The sequence below is a fragment of the Natrinema amylolyticum genome (assembly GCF_020515625.1).
Classification (GTDB): domain Archaea; phylum Halobacteriota; class Halobacteria; order Halobacteriales; family Natrialbaceae; genus Natrinema; species Natrinema amylolyticum.
The window spans coordinates 1,220,324-1,239,112 of record NZ_JAIWPJ010000001.1 but is presented as its reverse complement, the minus strand read 5'-3'; the positions used below and the strand labels follow the sequence as shown (position 1 = coordinate 1,239,112).

At 66.2% G+C, this 18,789-nt stretch carries 17 protein-coding genes; 4 read left to right on the top strand and 13 right to left on the bottom strand.

Annotated elements, in window-relative coordinates; all coding sequences use genetic code 11:
- Positions 1 to 13: 13 nt before the first annotated feature.
- From LDH66_RS06055 to leuB, 3 genes are all read right to left on the bottom strand, one after another.
- Entirely contained in the window at positions 14 to 1,099 is a 1,086-nt protein-coding gene (locus LDH66_RS06055) for an alpha/beta fold hydrolase (protein ID WP_226480165.1), read from the bottom strand.
- 89 nt (positions 1,100 to 1,188) lie between these two features.
- Complete coding sequence (locus tag LDH66_RS06050; protein ID WP_226480164.1) at positions 1,189 to 2,448, bottom strand: MFS transporter; 1,260 nt, start codon at positions 2,446 to 2,448, stop codon at positions 1,189 to 1,191.
- A gap of 49 nt (positions 2,449 to 2,497) precedes the next feature.
- Entirely contained in the window at positions 2,498 to 3,478 is a 981-nt protein-coding gene (gene leuB / locus LDH66_RS06045) for a 3-isopropylmalate dehydrogenase (protein WP_226480163.1), read from the bottom strand.
- A gap of 291 nt (positions 3,479 to 3,769) precedes the next feature.
- Between leuB and LDH66_RS06040 the strand changes: the two genes are divergently transcribed.
- Complete coding sequence (locus LDH66_RS06040) at positions 3,770 to 6,508, top strand: glycoside hydrolase family 3 N-terminal domain-containing protein (RefSeq protein ID WP_226480162.1); 2,739 nt, start codon at positions 3,770 to 3,772, stop codon at positions 6,506 to 6,508.
- A gap of 36 nt (positions 6,509 to 6,544) precedes the next feature.
- Here LDH66_RS06040 and LDH66_RS06035 read toward each other — a convergent pair whose 3' ends face one another.
- The 8 genes from LDH66_RS06035 to LDH66_RS06000 form a co-directional block, all read right to left on the bottom strand.
- Positions 6,545 to 7,459, bottom strand: a complete 915-nt coding sequence (locus LDH66_RS06035; protein WP_226480161.1) for a DMT family transporter — start codon at positions 7,457 to 7,459, stop codon at positions 6,545 to 6,547.
- Between the two features lie 176 nt (positions 7,460 to 7,635).
- Positions 7,636 to 8,271, bottom strand: a complete 636-nt coding sequence (leuD, locus tag LDH66_RS06030; protein ID WP_226480160.1) for a 3-isopropylmalate dehydratase small subunit — start codon at positions 8,269 to 8,271, stop codon at positions 7,636 to 7,638.
- 70 nt (positions 8,272 to 8,341) lie between these two features.
- A complete protein-coding gene (gene leuC / locus LDH66_RS06025; protein ID WP_226480159.1) occupies positions 8,342 to 9,763 on the bottom strand; it encodes a 3-isopropylmalate dehydratase large subunit in 1,422 nt (473 codons plus the stop codon).
- Positions 9,760 to 10,044, bottom strand: a complete 285-nt coding sequence (locus LDH66_RS06020; RefSeq protein WP_226480158.1) for a DUF7989 family protein — start codon at positions 10,042 to 10,044, stop codon at positions 9,760 to 9,762. Before LDH66_RS06020 ends, leuC begins: the two co-directional genes overlap by 4 nt.
- 10 nt (positions 10,045 to 10,054) lie before the next feature.
- Positions 10,055 to 11,113, bottom strand: a complete 1,059-nt coding sequence (gene ilvC / locus LDH66_RS06015) for a ketol-acid reductoisomerase (protein WP_226480157.1) — start codon at positions 11,111 to 11,113, stop codon at positions 10,055 to 10,057.
- On the bottom strand, positions 11,106 to 11,768 hold the full coding sequence (gene ilvN, locus LDH66_RS06010) for an acetolactate synthase small subunit (RefSeq protein ID WP_226480156.1): 663 nt from the start codon (positions 11,766 to 11,768) through the stop codon (positions 11,106 to 11,108). The genes ilvC and ilvN overlap by 8 nt, the downstream gene beginning before the upstream one ends.
- On the bottom strand, positions 11,765 to 13,582 hold the full coding sequence (gene ilvB, locus LDH66_RS06005; protein ID WP_226480155.1) for a biosynthetic-type acetolactate synthase large subunit: 1,818 nt from the start codon (positions 13,580 to 13,582) through the stop codon (positions 11,765 to 11,767). Before ilvB ends, ilvN begins: the two co-directional genes overlap by 4 nt.
- A gap of 322 nt (positions 13,583 to 13,904) precedes the next feature.
- Positions 13,905 to 15,152, bottom strand: a complete 1,248-nt coding sequence (locus LDH66_RS06000) for a LeuA family protein (RefSeq protein ID WP_425492908.1) — start codon at positions 15,150 to 15,152, stop codon at positions 13,905 to 13,907.
- 489 nt (positions 15,153 to 15,641) lie between these two features.
- Between LDH66_RS06000 and LDH66_RS05995 the strand changes: the two genes are divergently transcribed.
- Together LDH66_RS05995 and LDH66_RS05990 are read left to right on the top strand one after the other, a co-directional pair.
- Complete coding sequence (locus LDH66_RS05995) at positions 15,642 to 16,097, top strand: ferritin-like domain-containing protein (protein WP_226480154.1); 456 nt, start codon at positions 15,642 to 15,644, stop codon at positions 16,095 to 16,097.
- 256 nt (positions 16,098 to 16,353) lie between these two features.
- Entirely contained in the window at positions 16,354 to 16,644 is a 291-nt protein-coding gene (locus tag LDH66_RS05990; protein WP_226480153.1) for a DUF5779 family protein, read from the top strand.
- 36 nt (positions 16,645 to 16,680) lie between these two features.
- Here LDH66_RS05990 and LDH66_RS05985 read toward each other — a convergent pair whose 3' ends face one another.
- Together LDH66_RS05985 and LDH66_RS05980 are read right to left on the bottom strand one after the other, a co-directional pair.
- Positions 16,681 to 17,097, bottom strand: coding sequence for a hypothetical protein (locus LDH66_RS05985; RefSeq protein WP_226480152.1), 417 nt, complete (start codon positions 17,095 to 17,097; stop codon positions 16,681 to 16,683).
- A gap of 116 nt (positions 17,098 to 17,213) precedes the next feature.
- Complete coding sequence (locus LDH66_RS05980) at positions 17,214 to 17,900, bottom strand: VOC family protein (protein WP_226480151.1); 687 nt, start codon at positions 17,898 to 17,900, stop codon at positions 17,214 to 17,216.
- Positions 17,901 to 18,065: 165 nt separating this feature from the next.
- On the opposite strand from LDH66_RS05980, the gene LDH66_RS05975 reads away from it, so the two are divergent.
- Positions 18,066 to 18,749 (top strand): hypothetical protein, encoded by a 684-nt coding sequence (locus LDH66_RS05975; RefSeq protein ID WP_226480150.1) that lies wholly within the window; start codon positions 18,066 to 18,068, stop codon positions 18,747 to 18,749.
- Positions 18,750 to 18,789: the final 40 nt, after the last annotated feature.

Genomic DNA, 18,789 nt, shown 5'->3' with positions numbered 1-18,789 from the left:
GCACTTCAGCCACTCAGCCGTCCAGAACGGATTCGAGTCGGTCCAAGAAGTCGCCGGGGACCTCGAGATGCGGCGTATGCCCCGTATTGCCGAAGACGACCTCCTCGAACTCACCGCCGCGGTCGGCATAGGTCTCGAGGACGGCGCGGGTCTGGTCGACCATCGGCTGGGGCGGGAAGACGTCCTCGCCGGGCCAGTCCGGCAGTTCGCCCATCCGACCGAGCGTTCCCAGATCGAAGAGGGAGGCGTTCGAGACGATCTGGTCGGAATCGCCGCGGATCCACAACACGGGCGGTTTCTCGTCGGGGTCGATCTCGGTGATCCTCTCGAGGTCGCAGTACTTCGGCGAGATCGCGTTGTTCACGCCTGTTTCTCCCGGAGCGATACCCGGCCAGTTATCGCTCGGTTTCGAGGAGCCAGGATAGTGCTCGTCGCCGGTCACCGTATCGAGCATGCCGGTCAGATACGACTCCTCCCGGTCGTCGTCGAACTCGTGGGTCGGATCGACGTAGTAGGTTCGCAGCACCTTTCGCGGGGAGGTCTGGCCCTCCTCGCTCCGGTCGCGGTTCTCGAGGCCTGCCACGAAGCCGTCGTTGCCGATCCCGCCGCCGGAGCCGGCGTAGTCGTCGAAACACGGCGTCCCCTCGACGTCTTTCGTCCCCCCGAAGCCGTACGGCGAGAGCGGATTGACGAGGACGAGGTCGGCGACGTCGTCGGGGTGGTCGATCGCGTATCGCATCGCGGCCCCGCCGCCGTTCGACCAGCCGACGAGGACGAACGGCCGCTCGAGGTCGAGTTCGTCGACTAGCGCGCGAACGTCCCCCTCGAAGTCGCCGAGGCCGTTCGTCGCGTCGATCGGTTTCGTCTCCGAATCGCCGTACCCCCGCAGATCGGGCGCGATCGCGTGGTGGCGACCCGGCAGGTCGGCCATCACGTCCTCGAAGAACCGCGAGGACGAGACGTTTCCGTGGAGAAAGACGATAGTCCGGCCCTCGTCTGTGGCTCGATCGTTGCCGCCCGACTCGAGGTAGTGGGTCTCGAGGCGATCAGTGTCGACGGTTCGCGAGTCGACCCCGACGAGGGTGTCGTCTCGAGTCATGGCCGCCGGTACTACGGCCCCCTTGATAACTCTCGGGCCGAAACCCGATCGCTGAGTCCGCGGGAGAAACGACCGCCGCGAGTCGCGAGTCAGTCGTCCGCGGTGACGCCGTCTCGAGTTCGCCGCCCGGAGCGGCGGCGGAGCGTCCCGCCGATGAGGGCGGCGATCGCGGCGCAGGCGGCGACGACGGCGAACAGCGCCGCCGGCGTCGACCGCGTCAGGATGAGACCCGCGAGCGACGATCCGACCGCACCGACGCCGAAGATCGCCGCGTACGAGTAGCCAAAGGAGAGGCCTCGCGCGCCGACCGGAGTGTACGCCGAAATCGCCTCTTGATTGACCGGCGCGATCATGAAGGTGAGGAATCCGAGGGCCCCGGCGACGACCAACAGCGGGACGAGGCCCGCGTTCGTCGACGGAACGAACGCGAGCGCGACGACCGACAGCGCGGCGTAGCCGCCCAGGAGGACGGTCTCGAGTCGTGCGCGGTCGACGAGCTTGCCCCCGACGTACTGGCCGACCCCGCCCACCAACAAGAGCCCGGAGTAGACGTATTGACTGGGGTCGAACAAGCGGCCGACGAGCGAGACCGGATCGAACAGCGGCAGGTCCGCGAGGATGTCCGGCAGGAAGGTAAACGTCGCCCGGTAGTAGACGCCGTAGAGGATTCCCGTCGCGAAGACGAGGGCGAAGCCGACGGTGAACAGCCGCCGCGAACTGGCGACGAACGCCGCGAGGCTGCGCGGTCGCTCGCGGTCCGCGGTATCGTCGTCCGTCCCGCGAGCCGAACTGCCGGCGGTCTCGTCGAACTCCAGGCGGGTTCCGACGACCGCCGCGAGGAGGACCGGAACCAGGAGCAGGGCGGCGACGGTTCGCCAGCCGACGAACGCCAGCAGGACCGCCGCGAGCAGCGGACCGGTCGCGACGCCGACGTTGCCCGCAGCGCCGTGGTACGCGAAGGCGGTGCCCCGCTCTTTCGCCCCGCGGCTGAGCAGCGCCAGGCCGGCCGGGTGATAGAGGCTCGCCGCGGCCCCCCACAGGAACAATCCGACCGTCAGAACGGCAATATTCGGCGCGACGGCGACGATCGCGAAGGCACCACCCATCCCGAGTAGACAGGCGAGAATGAGCCGCTTGGAACTGAATCTGTCGGCGAGCAGCCCCGTCGGGAGCGCGCCGACGCCGATCAGGGCGTAGCTCGCGCCGACGATTCCGCCCAGAAATGCGGTCGTCGTCGAAAACGCCTCGAGCCAGCTGACGACGAAGATCGGAATGACGAGTTCGTAGGTGTGGAACGTGGCGTGGCCGAGCATGGCGAAGGCGGTCACGGCCCTGTCGTTCCGATCCATACTCGTTCGGCGACCGCACGCTACTAAAAAACGGCGAGCGCTCCGTCGCTTACAGCCGGTCGATGATCGCTGCGGTCACGTCTTCGGTCGAGGCGTCACCGCCCAGATCGGGCGTCCGCGGCCCGTCCTCGAGCGTGGCCTCGACGGCCTCGTGGACGGCCGCGCTCTCCTCGTCGTAGCCCAGATACTCGAGCAGCATGGCGGCGGAGACGATCGTCGCGGCGGGGTTCGCGACGCCCTCGCCGGCGATGTCGGGCGCGGTGCCGTGGACGGGTTCGAACAGGGCGCGGTCGGGACCGATGTTGGCCGAGGGGAGCAGGCCGAGACCGCCGACGAGTCCGGCGGCCAGATCCGAGAGCACGTCGCCCGCGAGGTTCGGACAGACGACGACGTCGAACTGTTCGGGGTCGAGACAGACCCGCGTCGCGAAGGCGTCCATCAGGACCTGATCGGTCTCGACGCCGTGCTCGTCGGCGACCGATTTGACCGTGTCGCGGAAGAGACCGTCCGTCTCGCGCATGACGTTCGCCTTGTGGACGATCGAGAAGCCGTCGTGCTCGTCCCCGGAGACGTACTCACAGGCGAACTCGGCGAGCCGTTCGGAGGCCGACTCCGTGACGACCCGGGTGAGCGTCGAGACGTCCTGGGTCAGTCGATCCTCGTGACCCGCGTAGACGCCCTCGGTGTTTTCGCGGAGGAAGATCAGGTCCGTTTCGGGGCGGACGGCGTCGACGCCCGGATACGCCTTCGCGGGGCGGACGTTGACGAACGAGTCGACCGCCGTCCGGAGCGGTAGGATGACGTCCGCGGCCGTCTCGCCGGCCGCACCGAACAGCGTCGCGTCCGCCGACGCCGCGAGGTCGTAGGTCTCCTGGGGCAGCGCCTCGCCCGTCTCCGCCTTTACCGCGTCGCCGGCGTCGGCCTCGACGAACTCGAAGTCGATCTCGAGGGCCTCGAGCACCTCGACCGCTGCGGGTGTCACTTCCTGTCCGATTCCGTCGCCCGGGATGACGGCGATCTCGTGAGTCATGCCGGATACTCTCTGGCCGGCCGAAAAGAGGGTATCGATACCGCGACCCGGGGTGCCACCGCCGATCGGTCTCCGGATGGTGTCCCGCGAACCGACCGCTGTGCGTTCGACCCGCGGCCCACGGAATGTCGGCCGCCCGGTCGCCAACAGCACCCCCGATTTCCGTCAAATAACAGCTCTCCGATCTTAAATAATATCGACGGGGGATCGGTATTTCCACATATACTGTCAACTGCGCGCAACATGCCATGAATTTTTATTATCATCCTTGTAAATGATTGTAGCTGAACTATGAGGAAGGATGATCGGTCTCGCTCGGACGCGGGACTCACCCGACGAACCGCACTGAAAACCGGCGCCCTGACATCGACGAGCCTGTTCCTCGGAACGATCGGTGCCGGTAGCGCCGCGGCCGACGAGGACGACCCGGCATCGATCGTCGAGGAGATGACGCTGGAAGAGAAGGTGAGCCGGACCCACGGCGCCGACGGCGGCCCGGAGGGGATCGCCGGCTATCTGCAGGGCGTCGAACGGCTCGACGTCTCGGGAATGGGGATGGCGGACTCGCCGACCGGGGTCGTCGCCGCCGATCCCGCGACGGACTTTCCGCATCCGATCGCGGCGGCGGCGACGTTCAATCCGACGCTGATCGAATCCGAGGGGAGAGCGATCGCCCGCGAGGCGAAAGCCCTCGACGTCTCGGTGCTCCTCGGGCCGTCGATGGACACGTTCAGGGTCCCGCTGCACAGCCGCGCCGGCGAGACCTACGGCGAGGACCCGTACCTCGCCTCGAGGATGGCCGCGGCGTTCACCGGCGCCGTTCAGTCCGAGGGAGTCATCGCGACGCTGAAACACTTCGTCGCGTACAACCAGACGCGGGCGACGGGCGACGTCTACGACTACTATTCGACGTCGGAACACGACGTGCGCGTCGGCGAGCGGGCGCTCCGCGAGCTCTACCTCCCGCCGTTCGAGGCCGGTGTGAGGGAGGGGGACGCCGGTGCGGTCATGCCGGCGTACAACCGGATCAACGGGACGTTCTCCTCGGAACACCCCGAACTGCTGACCGACGTGCTCAGAGACGAGTGGGGTTTCGACGGGTTCGTCGTTTCGGACTGGGGCGGAACTCACAGCACGGTCGACGCCGCCGAGGCCGGACTGGACGTGGAGATGCCGAGCGAGGAGTACTTCGGGGAGACGCTGGCCGAGGCCGTGGAGGCCGGCGACATCGACGAGTCCGTCGTCGACGAGATGGTTCGCCGGACACTGACGTCGCAAGCCGAAATCGGCGCGCTCGAGGGCGACCGGATCGGGAGCGAGCCCGCTCACGGAACTGACGAACACTTCGAACTCGCCGAACGGATGACCGAGGAGGGGACGGTACTCCTGAAAAACGAGGACGACGTTCTTCCGCTCGACGAGAGCGAGATCGAAGAGGTCGCGCTCGTCGGGCCGTCCCCGGAGGAGTTCAAGAACAGCGTCGGCGGGAGCGACGCCGTCCCGGCCATCCGTCGCCGCGGTCCAGTCGACGGTATCAAAGCGGTCGTCGGAAAGGCGGTCGACGTGACGGCCGTCGAGACGGACCGTCGAGAGCTCGTCGAAGCCGACGACGGGTTCGCGTACGAGTACTACGACGGGGAGAACTTCGACGGCGAACCGACTGAAACCGGATCGGTCTCCGCCGTCGACTTTGACGACGACGCTGCGGCGGCCGTCTGGGAGGGAACGGTGACCGCGCCCGAATCGGGATCGTTCGGACTCGCACTCACCAGTCAGGGAGAGAGCACCCTGTACGTCGACGGCGACGTCGTGGCGGAGAACCTGGGTGGCGGATTCGCCGGACCGAACACCGTCAAGACCGCAGTCAACCTCGAGGAAGGGGTCGAGTACGACCTCCGCGTCGAAGCGGTCGGTGGCTCGCCCGTTCGGTTCGAGTGGAACCCGCCCGCCGCCCTTGACGACGCGGTCGCGGCCGCCGGCGACGCGGACGCGGCCGTCGTTCTCGCGCAGTCGAACACCACCTACGGCGACGATCGCATCCAGTTTGGGCTTCCGAGCAATCAGAACGCGCTCGTCGAGCGCGTCGCCGACGCGAACGACGAGACGGTCGTCCTCCTCAATACCGAATCGCCGGTCGCGATGCCGTGGATCGATTCGGTCTCGTCGATCTTCCAACTCTGGTTCCCCGGACAGGAGGCCGGCACCGCCGTCGCGAACCTCCTGTTCGGACGCACGACGCCGTCCGGGAAGTCACCCGTGACGTTCGCGCGTGACCTCGAGGACTACCTCCCGGGCGAGATCGACGTCGTCCCCAACGACGCGCGGGCGTACCCCGGCGTCGACGGGACGGTGCACTACGACGAGGGCGTCTTCGTCGGCTACCGTCACTTCGACGAACGCGATATCGAGCCGGTGTTCCCCTTCGGCCACGGCGAGTCGTACGCCGAGTTCGCGTATTCGGACCTCGAGTTAGAGGCGAACGACGACGGCCTCGACGTCTCCCTCACCGTCGCGAACGACGGCGACTACGACGGGAAGGAGGCCGTCCAGCTCTACGTCAGTGACGTCGACGCGAGCGTCGACCGCCCGAAGCGAGAGCTCGCCGCGATCGAGAAGGTCTCCGTAACTGCCGGCGAGAGCGAGCGAGTGACGCTCCGCGTCGACCACGACGATCTCGCGTTCTACGACGCGGACGGCGGCGAGTGGGTCGTCGAACCCGGCGCCTTCGACGTCGCCGTCGGCCGATCGTCCCGCGATCTCCGCCTCGAGGGTACCTTCGAGGTCGACGACGAGCTGTCGATCGTCCTCGAGGAGGAATCCGACGAACCGGACGGAACGGGCGACGATGATGGAGAGGAGGACGAGGACGGCTCGGACGAAACGAACGACACGGACGAAACCGGCGACGACACCGGTGCAGACGACGGCACCCCTGGGTTCGGCGTCCCGGCCGGAATCACGGGACTGGTCGGCGGGCTACTGGCCGCCAAGCGGGCCGGCTCGACCGGAGACGAGGCCGCCGAAGAGTAATCGGAGATCACCGTGCGGACCGTCGCAGACGGTTCGTCACGGACTGCCGACGCCCGTCGAGAACCCCACCGCGTCGGCGATCGCGCGCCGCTTGAGCAGGGCGAAGCCGACGGCGACCAAGCCGAAGCCGGCGACCGTCAGCGCGCTGATCTCCTCGCCGAGCAGGAAGACGCTCGCGACTGTCGCGACGATCGGGACCAGATAGCCGATCAATGCCGCCTCGAACGCGCCGTGTTCCTCGAGGATGGCGAAGTAGATCATGAACGCGATGGCGGTCGCGAACACCCCGAGGTAGAGCAGGGCACTCACGGAGACGGGACCGAGGACGTCGGCACTCGGTAACTCGCCGGAACCGAGGCTGACGCCGTGCAACACGAGTCCGCCGACGAGCATCGACCAGCCGACCAGCGGCAGTCGCTCGAGCGTCGGGCCGGCCCGCTGGATCAGGACGCCGCCGAGCGCGACGCTGCAGACCTGCCCGACGATGAGCAGTCGCGAGGCGGTGTCGCCCGCCAGCAGGTTCCCGGGATCGGGCTGGATGACGAGGCCGACGCCCAGAAAGCCGATAGCCGCGCCGACGGCCCCGAGCAGCGAGAGCCGCTCGCCCAGGAGCGGGATCGCCCACAGTGCGGTCACGATCGGCACCAGTCCCTGCAGGATCGCGGCGACGCCGCTCGGCACCGTCTGCTGGCCGAGAAAGAGGAGGCCGTTCCCGGCGATGAGGAAGACGCCGCCGCCCGCGACCGCCAGCAGGTCGTTCCGTGCGGTCGGCCGCCACTCGTCGACTCGAACGACGGCCGCGATCAGTAACAGGACCGCCGCGATATCGTAGCGAGCGGCCGCGAACAGCAGCGGCGGGAGGTACTCGAGACCGATCGAAATCGCCGGAAAGGAGAGCCCCCAGAGGACGGCGAGCAACAGGAAGAGCCCCACGTCGAGGGAACGAGACATACTGAACGGTATCGGACTGTCGCCGAAATATCTCGCGATTTCGGCGGTCTCCTGCCGGTTCCGGTGTGGTACCACGGTGCAAATCCGTCGCTCGAGGCCGATTGGATGAGACGTGACTCAGACGAATCGATCGAACGCGGTAAACGGTGAAAACGAGTCGCGAAAACGAGCGCTGCCTACTCGGCTTCGGGGATCGCCGCGTCGTCGACGTACGGCAGTTCTCGAGCCTTCTCGCGGACCGCACCGGCGTTCGATTTCATCAGCGCCGTCGTGTCCCAGACGCCCTCGACGAGGGCCTTGCGCTGGGCGTCGTCGACGGTGACGTCGATCGTTTCGTCGCCGTAGGTCACTTCCTCGGCCTCGATATCGATGTCGATCTCGGCGTCGGGGTTCGCGTCGACCCAGTCCTGGAGGTCCTCGATCGTCTCGCTATCGGCGGTCACGGTCGGAATGCCGAGCGCCAGACAGTTCCCCGCGAAGATCTCGGCGAAGCTCTCGCCGATGATCGCGTCGATGCCCCAGCGCATCAGTGCCTGGGGCGCGTGCTCGCGGGAGGAGCCACAGCCGAAGTTGCTGTTGACGACCATCACCGAGGAATCCTGAAATCGGTCCTCGTTGAACGGATGCTCCTTCTGATTGTCGTCGTCGTCGAACCGCAGATCGAAGAACGCGAACTCGCCCAGCCCGTCGAAGGTGACGACCTTCATGAACCGCGCGGGGATGATCTGGTCGGTGTCGATGTCGTTGCCCCGAATCGGGATGCCCGAGCCGGCAACGTAGTTGACTTCCGGAATTTCGACTTCGTCGCTCATGCGTCCACCTCACTCGCTCCGCTCGTTTCCGGACGCATTCGCATATCCGAGATGCGTAGCATCTCGCGAGTCACGCCAGATTCACCTCCTTCAGATCGCGCACGTCAGAGACTTCGCCGGTAATCGCTGCCGCCGCGACCATCCGCGGGTTCATGAGGACGGTCCGCCCGTCCTTCGATCCCTGGCGGCCCACGAAGTTCCGGTTCGAGGAGGAGGCACAGGCCTCGTCGCCCTCGAGTTGGTCCTCGTTCATGCCCAGACACATCGAACAGCCGGCGTTACGCCACTCGAAACCGGCTTCCTCGAAGGTGTCCTTGAGCCCTTCCTCCTCGGCGGCCTTCTGGACGCGCTGGCTGCCGGGGACGACCATCGCGCGGACGTCGTCGGCGACCTCCCGTCCCTCGACGATCCGGGCGGCGCGTCGCAGGTCCGGCAGGCGAGCGTTCGTACAGGAGCCGAGGAAGGCCACGTCGATGTTGTAGCCCTCCATCGTGTCGCCGGGTTCGACGCGCATGTGTTCTTGGGCGCGCCGGGCAGTGTCCTGCTTCTCTGCTGGAAGGGACTCCGGCTCCGGGATCGGATCGGAGATACCGATCCCCTGACCGGGCGTGGTCCCCCAGGTGACGACCGGCTCGAGTTCGTTCGCGTCGATGTGGACAATATCGTCGTAGTCAGCGTCCTCGTCAGATCTAATTGACTCCCAGTACGGCTTTAGCTCGTCGAACTTCGCCGGGTTCTCTTGGAAGTAGTCCGTCTCTTTCATCCACTCGTAGGTGGTCTCGTCGGGGTTGACGTAGCCCGCGCGAGCGCCGCCCTCGATGGACATGTTACAGATCGACATCCGACCTTCCATGCCGAGGCTCTCGATGGCCTCGCCGGCGTACTCGTAGACGTAGCCGACGCCGCCCTCGGTGCCGAGTCGGCGGATGATCTCGAGGATGATGTCCTTGGCCTCGACGCCCTCGCCGAGTTCGCCGTCGACCTGGATCTTGCGGACCTTCTGTTTCTCCATGGCGACGGTTCCCGTCGCGAGCACGTCGCGGATCTGGGAGGTGCCGATGCCGAACGCGAGCGCGCCGAAGGCACCGTGAGTCGAGGTGTGACTGTCGCCACAGACGATCGTCTTGCCGGGCTGGGTGATGCCCTGCTCCGGACCGATGACGTGGACGATCCCCTGATCGCCCGTCGTCGGGTCCGAGAACTCGATGCCCGCGTCGCGGACGTTCTCCTCGAGTTCGGCCATCATCTCCTCGGCCGCGTCCTCCTTGTAGGGGCGGGACTGGTCGGCCGTCGGGACGATGTGGTCGACCGTCGCGTGGGTCAGTTCGGGAAAGGCGACCTCGAGGTCGCGCTCGCGGAGCATCCCGAACGCCTGCGGACTGGTCACCTCGTGAATGAGGTGGAGCCCGATGAACAGCTGATCCTGTCCCGTCGGCAGCGTGGTGACTTTGTGTCGATCCCAGACCTTGTCGTACAGTGTGCCCTTACTCATTCCTCTACTACCGTGTCGCTCTCTGTTCGTCGTCCATGTTCGGTCCCGCGTTCGAAGACGCGGTTCGCGTCGTCGGCCTCCCTCGGTGGCGTGTGATCGACGTCGCGCATCGTTCCGCCTGTATCGGTACTCTCGTCTTCGTCGGCCTCCGTCACGTCTGACGTCCCGCCGTCGGCCGCGACGATCGGCCCGCGGCTGAACAGTCGGCCAGCCGTCTCCCCCGTGTAAGGGTTCGTGTGGCTGACGTCAGCCATCGTGTCCGTGTTATCGTTCTCTGTCATGGGTTCGCTCTCAGTCGTCCGCCTGCACCTGGACGGACTCGTCTTCGGTTTCGCTCTCGTCTCCTTCCTCGGCCCACGCGAACAGGTCGCGCAGTCGCTCGCCGACTTCCTCGATCTCGTGGTTCTTCTCGGCCTGCCGAAGTTGGGTGTAGCTCGGGCGACCGGCCTGATTCTCGAGGATCCACTCGCGCGTGAACTCGCCGTTCTGGATCTCTTCGAGCGTCTCCTCCATGTTCTCGCGAACGTTCTCGTCGACGATCCGGTCGCCACGGGAGAGGCCGCCGTACTCGGCGGTGTCGGAGACCGAATCCCACATCTCGGAGTGGCCGCCCTCGTACATCAGGTCGACGATCAGCTTGAGCTCGTTGAGGCACTCGAAGTAGGCGATCTCCGGCGAGTAGCCCGCGTCGACCAGCGTCTCGTAGCCGTGTTTGACCAGCGCGGTGACGCCGCCACAGAGGACGGCCTGCTCGCCGAAGAGGTCGGACTCGACTTCCTCCTGGAACGTCGTCTCGATGACGCCGGCACGGGTACAGCCGATACCCTTTGCGTACGCGAGGGCGCGCTCCTCGGCATCGCCCGTCGTATCCTGGTAGATCGCCAGCAGACCAGGGGTCCCCTCGTCGTTCTCGTAGTTTCGTCGGACGAGGTGGCCCGGGCTCTTGGGCGCGACCATCGTCACGTCGACGTCTTCCGGCGGCTCGATCTGGTTGTAGTGGATGTTCAGCCCGTGAGCGAACTGCAGCGTGTCGCCCGCCTCGAGGTTCGGCTCGATGACGGCGTCGTAGACGTCCGACTGCACGGTGTCGGGCACCAGCACGGAGACGTATGAGGCCGCTGCGACCGCGTCATCGGGGGTCTCGACCGTCAGCCCGTCGGCTTCGGCGGCCGATCGCGAGGCCGATCCCTCACGCAGGCCGACGATCACGTCGACCCCGCTCTCGTGGAGATTCAGCGCGTGGGCGTGGCCCTGGCTCCCGTAGCCGAGCACGGCCACGGTGTCGTCGTCGAGCGTCGATACGTCTGCGTCGTCGTCGTAGTAAATGTCGGTGGTGAATTCGTCAGTCATCGTCTGCTGTCTGGTAGTTGTCGCCGTGGTTCGCCTCGTCGGCGGGCTGTGCTGTCGATTCGGCCGCCGCGGTTCGGTCCGTTCCGCGGGCCAGTGCCGTCGTCCCTGTCCGGGAAATCTCCCGGATACCGAACTGGCTGAACGTCTCGACCGCGGCCTCGATCTTCGGGCGCGCGCCGGTCACTTCGATCGTCGCCGTCTCCGGGCTCGAGTCGACCGTCTCGGCGTCGTACATCTCTGCGACGGCGTTGACCTGTGCCGGATCCGTGGCGTCGACCTTGATGAGCGCGAGTTCCCGTCGCATCGCGTCGGGCTCGAGTTCGCGCACGGAGATGACCGGCACGAGCTTGCGCAGTTGTTTCTCGACCTGATCGATCCCTGGATCGGGCTCCTCGACGACGATCGTGATTCGGGCGCGGTCGTCGTCTTCGGTCGGGCCGACGGTCAGGCTCTCGATGTTGAACTGTCGTCTCGAGAACAGTCCCGAGACGTCGGAGAGCACGCCGGGTTCGTGTTCGACCAGCGCCGAGATCACGGTCCGACGGGGCTCGTGAGTCGCTTCGACCTCGGGGTCGATGCGAATGCCCTGCTTGTTGCGCCGTCCCGACGGGGTCGGTCGTTCCTCCGGTTCGGGGCCCTCGAGTCCTCGTTTCATAGCTGGTCCTCCGCCAGTGCGAACTGGCCGTTATCGCCGCCGCTCGGAACCATCGGATAGACGTTGGCGTCGGGATCGATGTGAACGTCGATCACCGAGGGACCGTCGTACGCGATCGCGGCGTCGATCGTCTCGGCGACGTCGTCGTAGTCGTCGATCCGGAAGCCCTCGGCACCGAACGCCTCGGCGAGCTTGTCGAATTCGGGCATCCAGCCGTAGTCCGACGCGGAGTGACGGCCGTCGAAGAAGGCGTCCTGCCACTGTCTGACCATGCCGATGTACTCGTTGTTGAGCACGGCGACGGTGATGTCGAGTTCCTCGCGGACGGCGACCGACAGGCCCTGTAAGGTCATTAGGAACGAGCCGTCGCCGTCGATACAGACGACCTCCTGATCGTCGTCGGCCGCGATTCGCGCGCCGATCGCCGACGGCAGACCGTACCCCATCGTTCCGAGTCCGTGACTCGAGACCCAGGTGCGGGGCTCGGTGTAGGTCCAGTACTGGCAGGCCCACATCTGGTGTTGGCCGACGCCGGTCGTGACGATGGCTCGGTCGCTCGTGGCCTCGTCCAAGGCCTCGACGACGAACTCCGGCTGGACCGGTTCGTCCTTCGGCGCGTCGTAGGCCATCGAGTAGTCGGACTTCCACTGCTGGCACTGGGCACGCCACTTCGTCGCGTCCGGCGATTCGTCGACCGCGTCGGCCAACTGTTCGACGACCGTTTCGGCGTCGCCGACCAGCGGGTAGTCCGCGTGGATGTTCTTCGAAATTTCCGCGGGGTCGATGTCGACGTGGATGAGCTCCGCATCGGGCGCGAAGGTCTCGATCCCGCCGGTCAGCCGGTCGTCGAATCGGGTGCCGATCCCGATCAGCGTGTCGCAGTGGGTGATCGCCATGTTAGCGTACCCCGTGCCGTGCATCCCCGCCATCTCGAGGGAGAGCTCGTGATCTTCGGGGAACGCACCGATGCCGGGCATCGTGGTGATGACCGGAATCTCGTGTTCGATGGCGAACTCCCGACAGGCCTCGCTGGCCTCGCCCTTGATGACGCCGCCGCCGAGCAGCATGACCGGACGAGCGGCGTTCTCGATGCGCTCGGCCGCGGCCTCGACGATTTCCGTATCCGCTCGCTCCTGCACCTGATAGGTGTCGGGAACTTTCGGATCGTCGGGCTCCTGATCGGTTTCGCCCTTCGTGATGTCTTTCGGCAGGTCGACTAGGGTCGGCCCCGGTCGGCCCGCGCCGGCGAGGGCGAACGCCTCGCTGACGTCGCTGCCGACGCGATCCGAGTCGCTCGCGAAGGAGTTGTCTTTCGTGATCGGCGTCGTGACGCCGGTGGTGTCGGTCTCCTGGAAGGCGTCGTTGCCGACGAACTCCGTCGGGACCTGACCGGTCAGCGCGAGCAGCGGATCCGAGTCCATGTCGGCGTCCGCGATCCCGGTGACCAGGTTGGTCGCGCCCGGCCCCGACGTCGCGAGACAGACGCCGGGCTCGCCCGAGACGATGCCGTAGGCGTCGGCCGCGTGGGCCGCGCCCTGCTCGTGGGCCATCGTCACGTGGCGAATGTCCGAATCGTAGAGGGCGTCGTAGACGGGCATAATCGCCCCGCCCTGCACGCCGAAGGCGCACTCGACGCCTGCGTTCTCGAGTGCGCGAACGACCGACTCGGCACCCGTCGTGACGGGGTCGGTCGCGGTCTCGGCGTCGCTCGCCGTCCCGTCCTCGGTGACCGCGTCGGGCGCGGCGCTGTCGGTGATCTGGTCGTCGTCCTGTTCGTCGTCCGCTGGCGAAATCTCTGCTGCGCGTTCGCTCATCGGTTGTCTCCCGCCGTTGTCTGGCGATCGAGTTGTGTGCGGTAGTGTGTCATCTGCTGGATAGCTGATCGCTCGGAGAACGATGCAATTCGGGTCTGAGGCTACGAGGTACTGGAAGTGGGGCTAGAACGCCCCTACAATACGAATCGGAGCGAGCGCGCTGCTGCCGACCGTGCGAACGCGAGCCGACAGTGGAGCGCGGACCGTCATTACTGCATAGGTAGCTCTCTCGAGGGTCATAATCCTTACGAGTCGCGCGGGTCCGGCCGCTCGAGTGCGACAGCGGGTGCTCGCGGACGGTGGCAAACGAGGAAGACATCCCTCAGACGCGCACCTCCTCCTCCTCCTCGGACTGGCGCTCGATGCCAGCCTCTTCGGCGAAGCGCTCGAGATCGTCGACCGTGACTCGGCGCTTCTCGGCCCCGTAGTCCTTGACGCGGCGGGTGACCGCTCGGACCTGGTCGTCGGTGGGCTCGAAGCCGCGTTCGACGAGTCGCTCGCGGACCGAGTGAGTCCCGGTGTGTTTCCCCATGACCAGTCGGCGCTCGGCACCGACCATCTCGGGGGTCATGACGCCGGGTTCGAAGGTGTCGGAGTTCTCGATGACGCCGGCGGCGTGGATGCCGCTCTCGTGGGAGAAGGCGTTGTCGCCGACGATCGGCTTGTTGCCGGGCGTATCCATGCCGCTCTTCTCCTCGACGATCTCCGAGAGTTCGGTGATGCGCGTCGTGTCGATACCGGTATCGCACTGGTAGAGCGACTCGACGGCCATCACGTACTCCTCGTAGGCGGCGTTACCGGCCCGCTCGCCGATCGAGTTGACCGACACCTGCGCCTGTGCCGCGCCCGCTTCGATGCCGGCCAGGGCGTTCGCGGTGGCCAGCCCGAAGTCGTCGTGGGCGTGGACGTCGACCCGCGCGTCGGTGTGGGCACAGACCTTCTCGATCATGGCCCGGAATCGGGTCGGCGTGGCGACGCCGCAGGTGTCGGGAATGTTGATCCAGTCGGTTCCCGCCTCGGTGACCGCTTCGATCACGTCGATCAGGAACTCCTCGTCGGTTCGAGTCGCATCCATCGGCGAGAACATGCAGGTCGCGCCCGCCTCCGTGATGCGTTCGACCGATTCGACTGCGCGCTGTACGACTTCCTCCCGGGTGGCGTGCATCGAGTCCTCGATCTGGACGTCGCTGGTGCTGACGAACGTGTGCACCATCTCGACGCCGGAATCGAGGGCCGCTTCGATGTCACCGTCGACGACGCGGGCTAAGCCGCAGGTCGTCGAGCTGGTCGCCGAAGCGATATCACGAACGGCTTCGAACTCCGCGTCGGAGTTGACGGGGAACCCGGCCTCGATGACGTGGGTTCCCATCTCGTCCAAGATGGACGCGATCTGCCGTTTATCGTCGTAGGAGAACGAAGTGCCGGGCGACTGTTCGCCGTCCCGGAGGGTCGTATCGAAGACACGTGCTGACTCTATTTCGTCAGTGGAATCTAACGTGCCCTGGAAGAACTCGACCCCCCTGACTGTTGTCAGAGGATGGGCTGTCTTGTGAAGACATTGTATCTGAATCCGAGGTGCGACGAAGTATATAAAACTATCGCTGTAGCCGACGATGTTCGGTGGCCGAGAAGTTCACTATCGATCATAGTAGTTAGAAAACCGCACGACTGCGGCGGCCTATTATCAGATCGTATCTCCTAGTACTGTTTAGATGGAACCGGGCGTTCGAGTCAATTCCCGAGAACGCTCCCTGAATTATACTCGATTCCGTCTTAATCGAGCCGCTCGAGCGCTGGCGCGCGATCGTCGATAGACGTTCGGTCAGCTGATCCGATCTCGAGCCGGCCGAATGATTCTCACATCTAATTGTGGGCGAACAGAATGGACGAACGTCCATACTCGGCTGTCGGCCGGCTCCGCGCTCGGGTGGTCACGACCGTCCGCGATCGCGTCGCCACGAGCGACGACGGGTCCCGGGAGCGACGCCCGAATCACGGACCCGAATGGAGCAAACGCGCGTGTGGGTGTTTTATGCTCGGTCGTGGTAGGTCGGCGCGCATGACGACCGACGAAATCACCGATCTACTGACGGGAGCGTACATCGACGAACTCGAGACCGTGATGAACTACCAGACGAACGCGATCGTCCTCGACGGTATCCACGCCGAGGAGGTCAAGACGAGTCTCGAGGAGGACATTCAGGAGGAACTCGACCACGCGCGGATGCTCGGCGAGCGCCTGAAGCAACTCGACGAGTCGCCGCCGGGGTCGGAGTCGTTCGAGGCCAACCAGCACAGCCTCCAGCCGCCCGAAGACACGACTGACGTTCAGTCGGTCATCGAGGGAGTCCTCGAGGCCGAGAACGACGCGATCGAGACCTACCAGTCGCTCCACGAGGCCGCGTCCGAGGCGAACGACCCGGTCACCGAGGATGTCGCGGTGACGATCCTCGCGGACGAGGAGGCCCACCGCACCGAGTTCCGTGGGTTCCAGAAGGAGTTCCCGATGGACTGATTATCCGTATTCGACAGCATCCGTGAGCGAACGGAGTGAGCGAGCGGGCCGAGGAGCCCTCGAAGCCGCGCCACCGGCGCGGCTGAGGGGGTGACGTAGGCTTTTCATCGAAGCTAAGCGGGAGCTTCGCTCCCGCGAGGTCCGAGAGAGCGCTGTGCGCTCTCTCGAGATTTTACCGAGGGCGCGCCTCCGGCGCGCCCGCAGAGCAAAAGTTCGGAGGCGAACGTTTTTCTCGTCCCGGTTCGACCCACCCGGTATGAGCGATTTCGACCTCGACCTTCGGGCCGTCGAGGAGCACATCGACGACGAACTCGATCTCGAGGGCAGCCTCGTTCTCGGCGTCCTCGACGGAGAGACACCGGCCGACGAGTGGCTCGAGGCGATCTCGAAGGGGAACGTCCTCATTCTGAGCGTCGAGGGCAACGTCAACGAACTGGCCGCCGGGTTCGCGCGGGACGTCAAGGAATCGGGCGGCGAACTCGTCCACTTCCGAGGCTTTCTGCTCGTGCTGCCGCCAGGCGTCGACGTGAATACGGAGCGACTCTAGCCGGGTTCCGAGAGCGTTGCGACGGGTCGATGGCACCTAGTCGGCTCGTCCCGGTTCCCGCCGAACCTCGCCAGTTTCGTTCGACGAGCGTCCGGCGACGAGTCCGCCCAGAGCGGCGGCGGCAACGAGACCGAGCGCAACGAGAACGGCGATGCCGATCTCCTGCCACGGAACGAGCGCGTCGGGCGCGACCGGGGTGAGACCGATGTGGAACCACTCGCCGTGATACCCGATTCGTCCGATCATACCGGCACTCGCCGCGTACACCACGGCCGCCCACGGGATCGCACTGAGCAGGCCGACCGTCCCGCCCGCGACCGCGCCCGTCCTCGGATGACTCGTTCGACGAGCAGCGATCCAGCCGCCGACCGCGGCTCCGATACCGGTGGGTGCAGTGAGCAGGGCGACGATACTGCCGGACACGACATCCGCGCGGCGAATAGGAAACGACATATTCGTCACAAGTGGCCGTTGATTTAAATCACTTCCCCGAGAGTTTCTGGGCGTGAAATCGTGCCCGAGTTGGAACCCATTCACGCGAGGCGGCCGTCCACTCGAGCTCTCGATGATCACGCCGACGTAAACGTCAGAAAGTGGCCGTCCGGATCGCGAACGACGACTTCGTCGTCGGCCGCTCGCTCGACCGATCGGACGCGATCGGCTACCGCCTCGAGCGCCGCCTCGGGATCGTCCGTCTCGAACCCGAGGTCGACGTGGACGCCGCCGCGGGCGTCGGCGATGCCCAGATGGGGCTCCCAGAGCTCGAGCGCCATCGGCCCGTGCAGCCGCAAGCGCTTGCGGTCGTCGCCCTCGTCGACCGTCTCGAAGCCCAGATCTTCGTAGAAGTCGCGCGCGCGGTCGAGGCTCTCGACCTCGAGGACGACTTCGAAGATTCCGTCGATCCCCGGGCCGGCCACGTCCTGCTGGCCGAGTTCGACGCAGTTCCCGTCGGGATCGTACAGGTACAGCGACCGCGCGGAGCCGAACTGGGCCTCCTCGAGATCGTACTCCGCGGCCAGTCGCTCCCACCAGTCGTCGTACTCGCTCGCGGGGATCGAGAACGCGTAGTGGGTGTGTAGCCCGCCCCGCGGGAGCGCGTCGGGGCGGCGACACACGAGGTCGGTCTCCCCGGCCGCGAAGACGACCTCGTCCGGTCCGCGCTCGCGGACGGTCAGTCCCAACCGCTCCTCGTAGAACTCCCTCGCCGGCTCGAGGTACTTCGCCTCGAGCGCCAGCCAGGCCAGCCCGGATAGCATACGCGACCGTACGCGGAGCGCGCGTTTAGAAGCGTCGCCGAGGTCCGGCGGAGCGGGCGCTGCGAGCGGCCGCTCGCAGTGGCGGTCATCGGCGACCGGAGACAACGGCGACTGCGCGACGCACCGTTTACCCACGTTTATGGACTGAGAGGCCGTACCACGCGTATGAGCTTTCGCGTCGACGAGCGCGCCACCGACTACCGCGAGATCGACCGCTTCGACGGGGGCGTCGGCTGGATCGCCCATCCGGAGGAACAGATGCAACGCGCCAGCCACGCTCTCGAGGTGGACGGCGAGGTCTGGGTCGTCGATCCCGTCGACGCCGAGGGGATTGACGACCTCTTCGCCGAGTTTGGCGACGTGGCCGGGGTCGTCGTCGGGCTCGACCGGCACAAACGCGACGCCGCCGCGATCGCGGACCGCCACGACGTTCCCGTCTACCTTCCCGACTGGTTCACGGGCGTCACCGAGGAGATCGACGCCGCGGTCGCTCGATTCGACGACGAACTCTCCGATACCGGGATTCGGGCGATCACGGTCGTCGATAGCCGGTTCTGGCAGGAGATCGCACTGTACAATCCGGCCGACGGCACCCTCGTCGTCCCCGAGACGGTCGGGACCGCCGACTTCTTCCTGGCCGGCGACGAGCGACTCGGCGTCCACCCGATGTTGCGACTGAAACCGCCCCGGACGGCCCTCCGCGGCGTCGCGCCCGAACGCGTGCTCGTCGGTCACGGAGCCGGCGTGATGGACGGTGCCGCGCGCGTCCTCGAGGACGCGCTCTCCCGCTCCCGCAAGCGAGCGCCCCGGCTGTACGCGGAGACGGCCTGGGAGATGCTTCCCGTCTGAGGACGCGATGTCGGCCGCCCGACTGCCGTTGGGCATACAT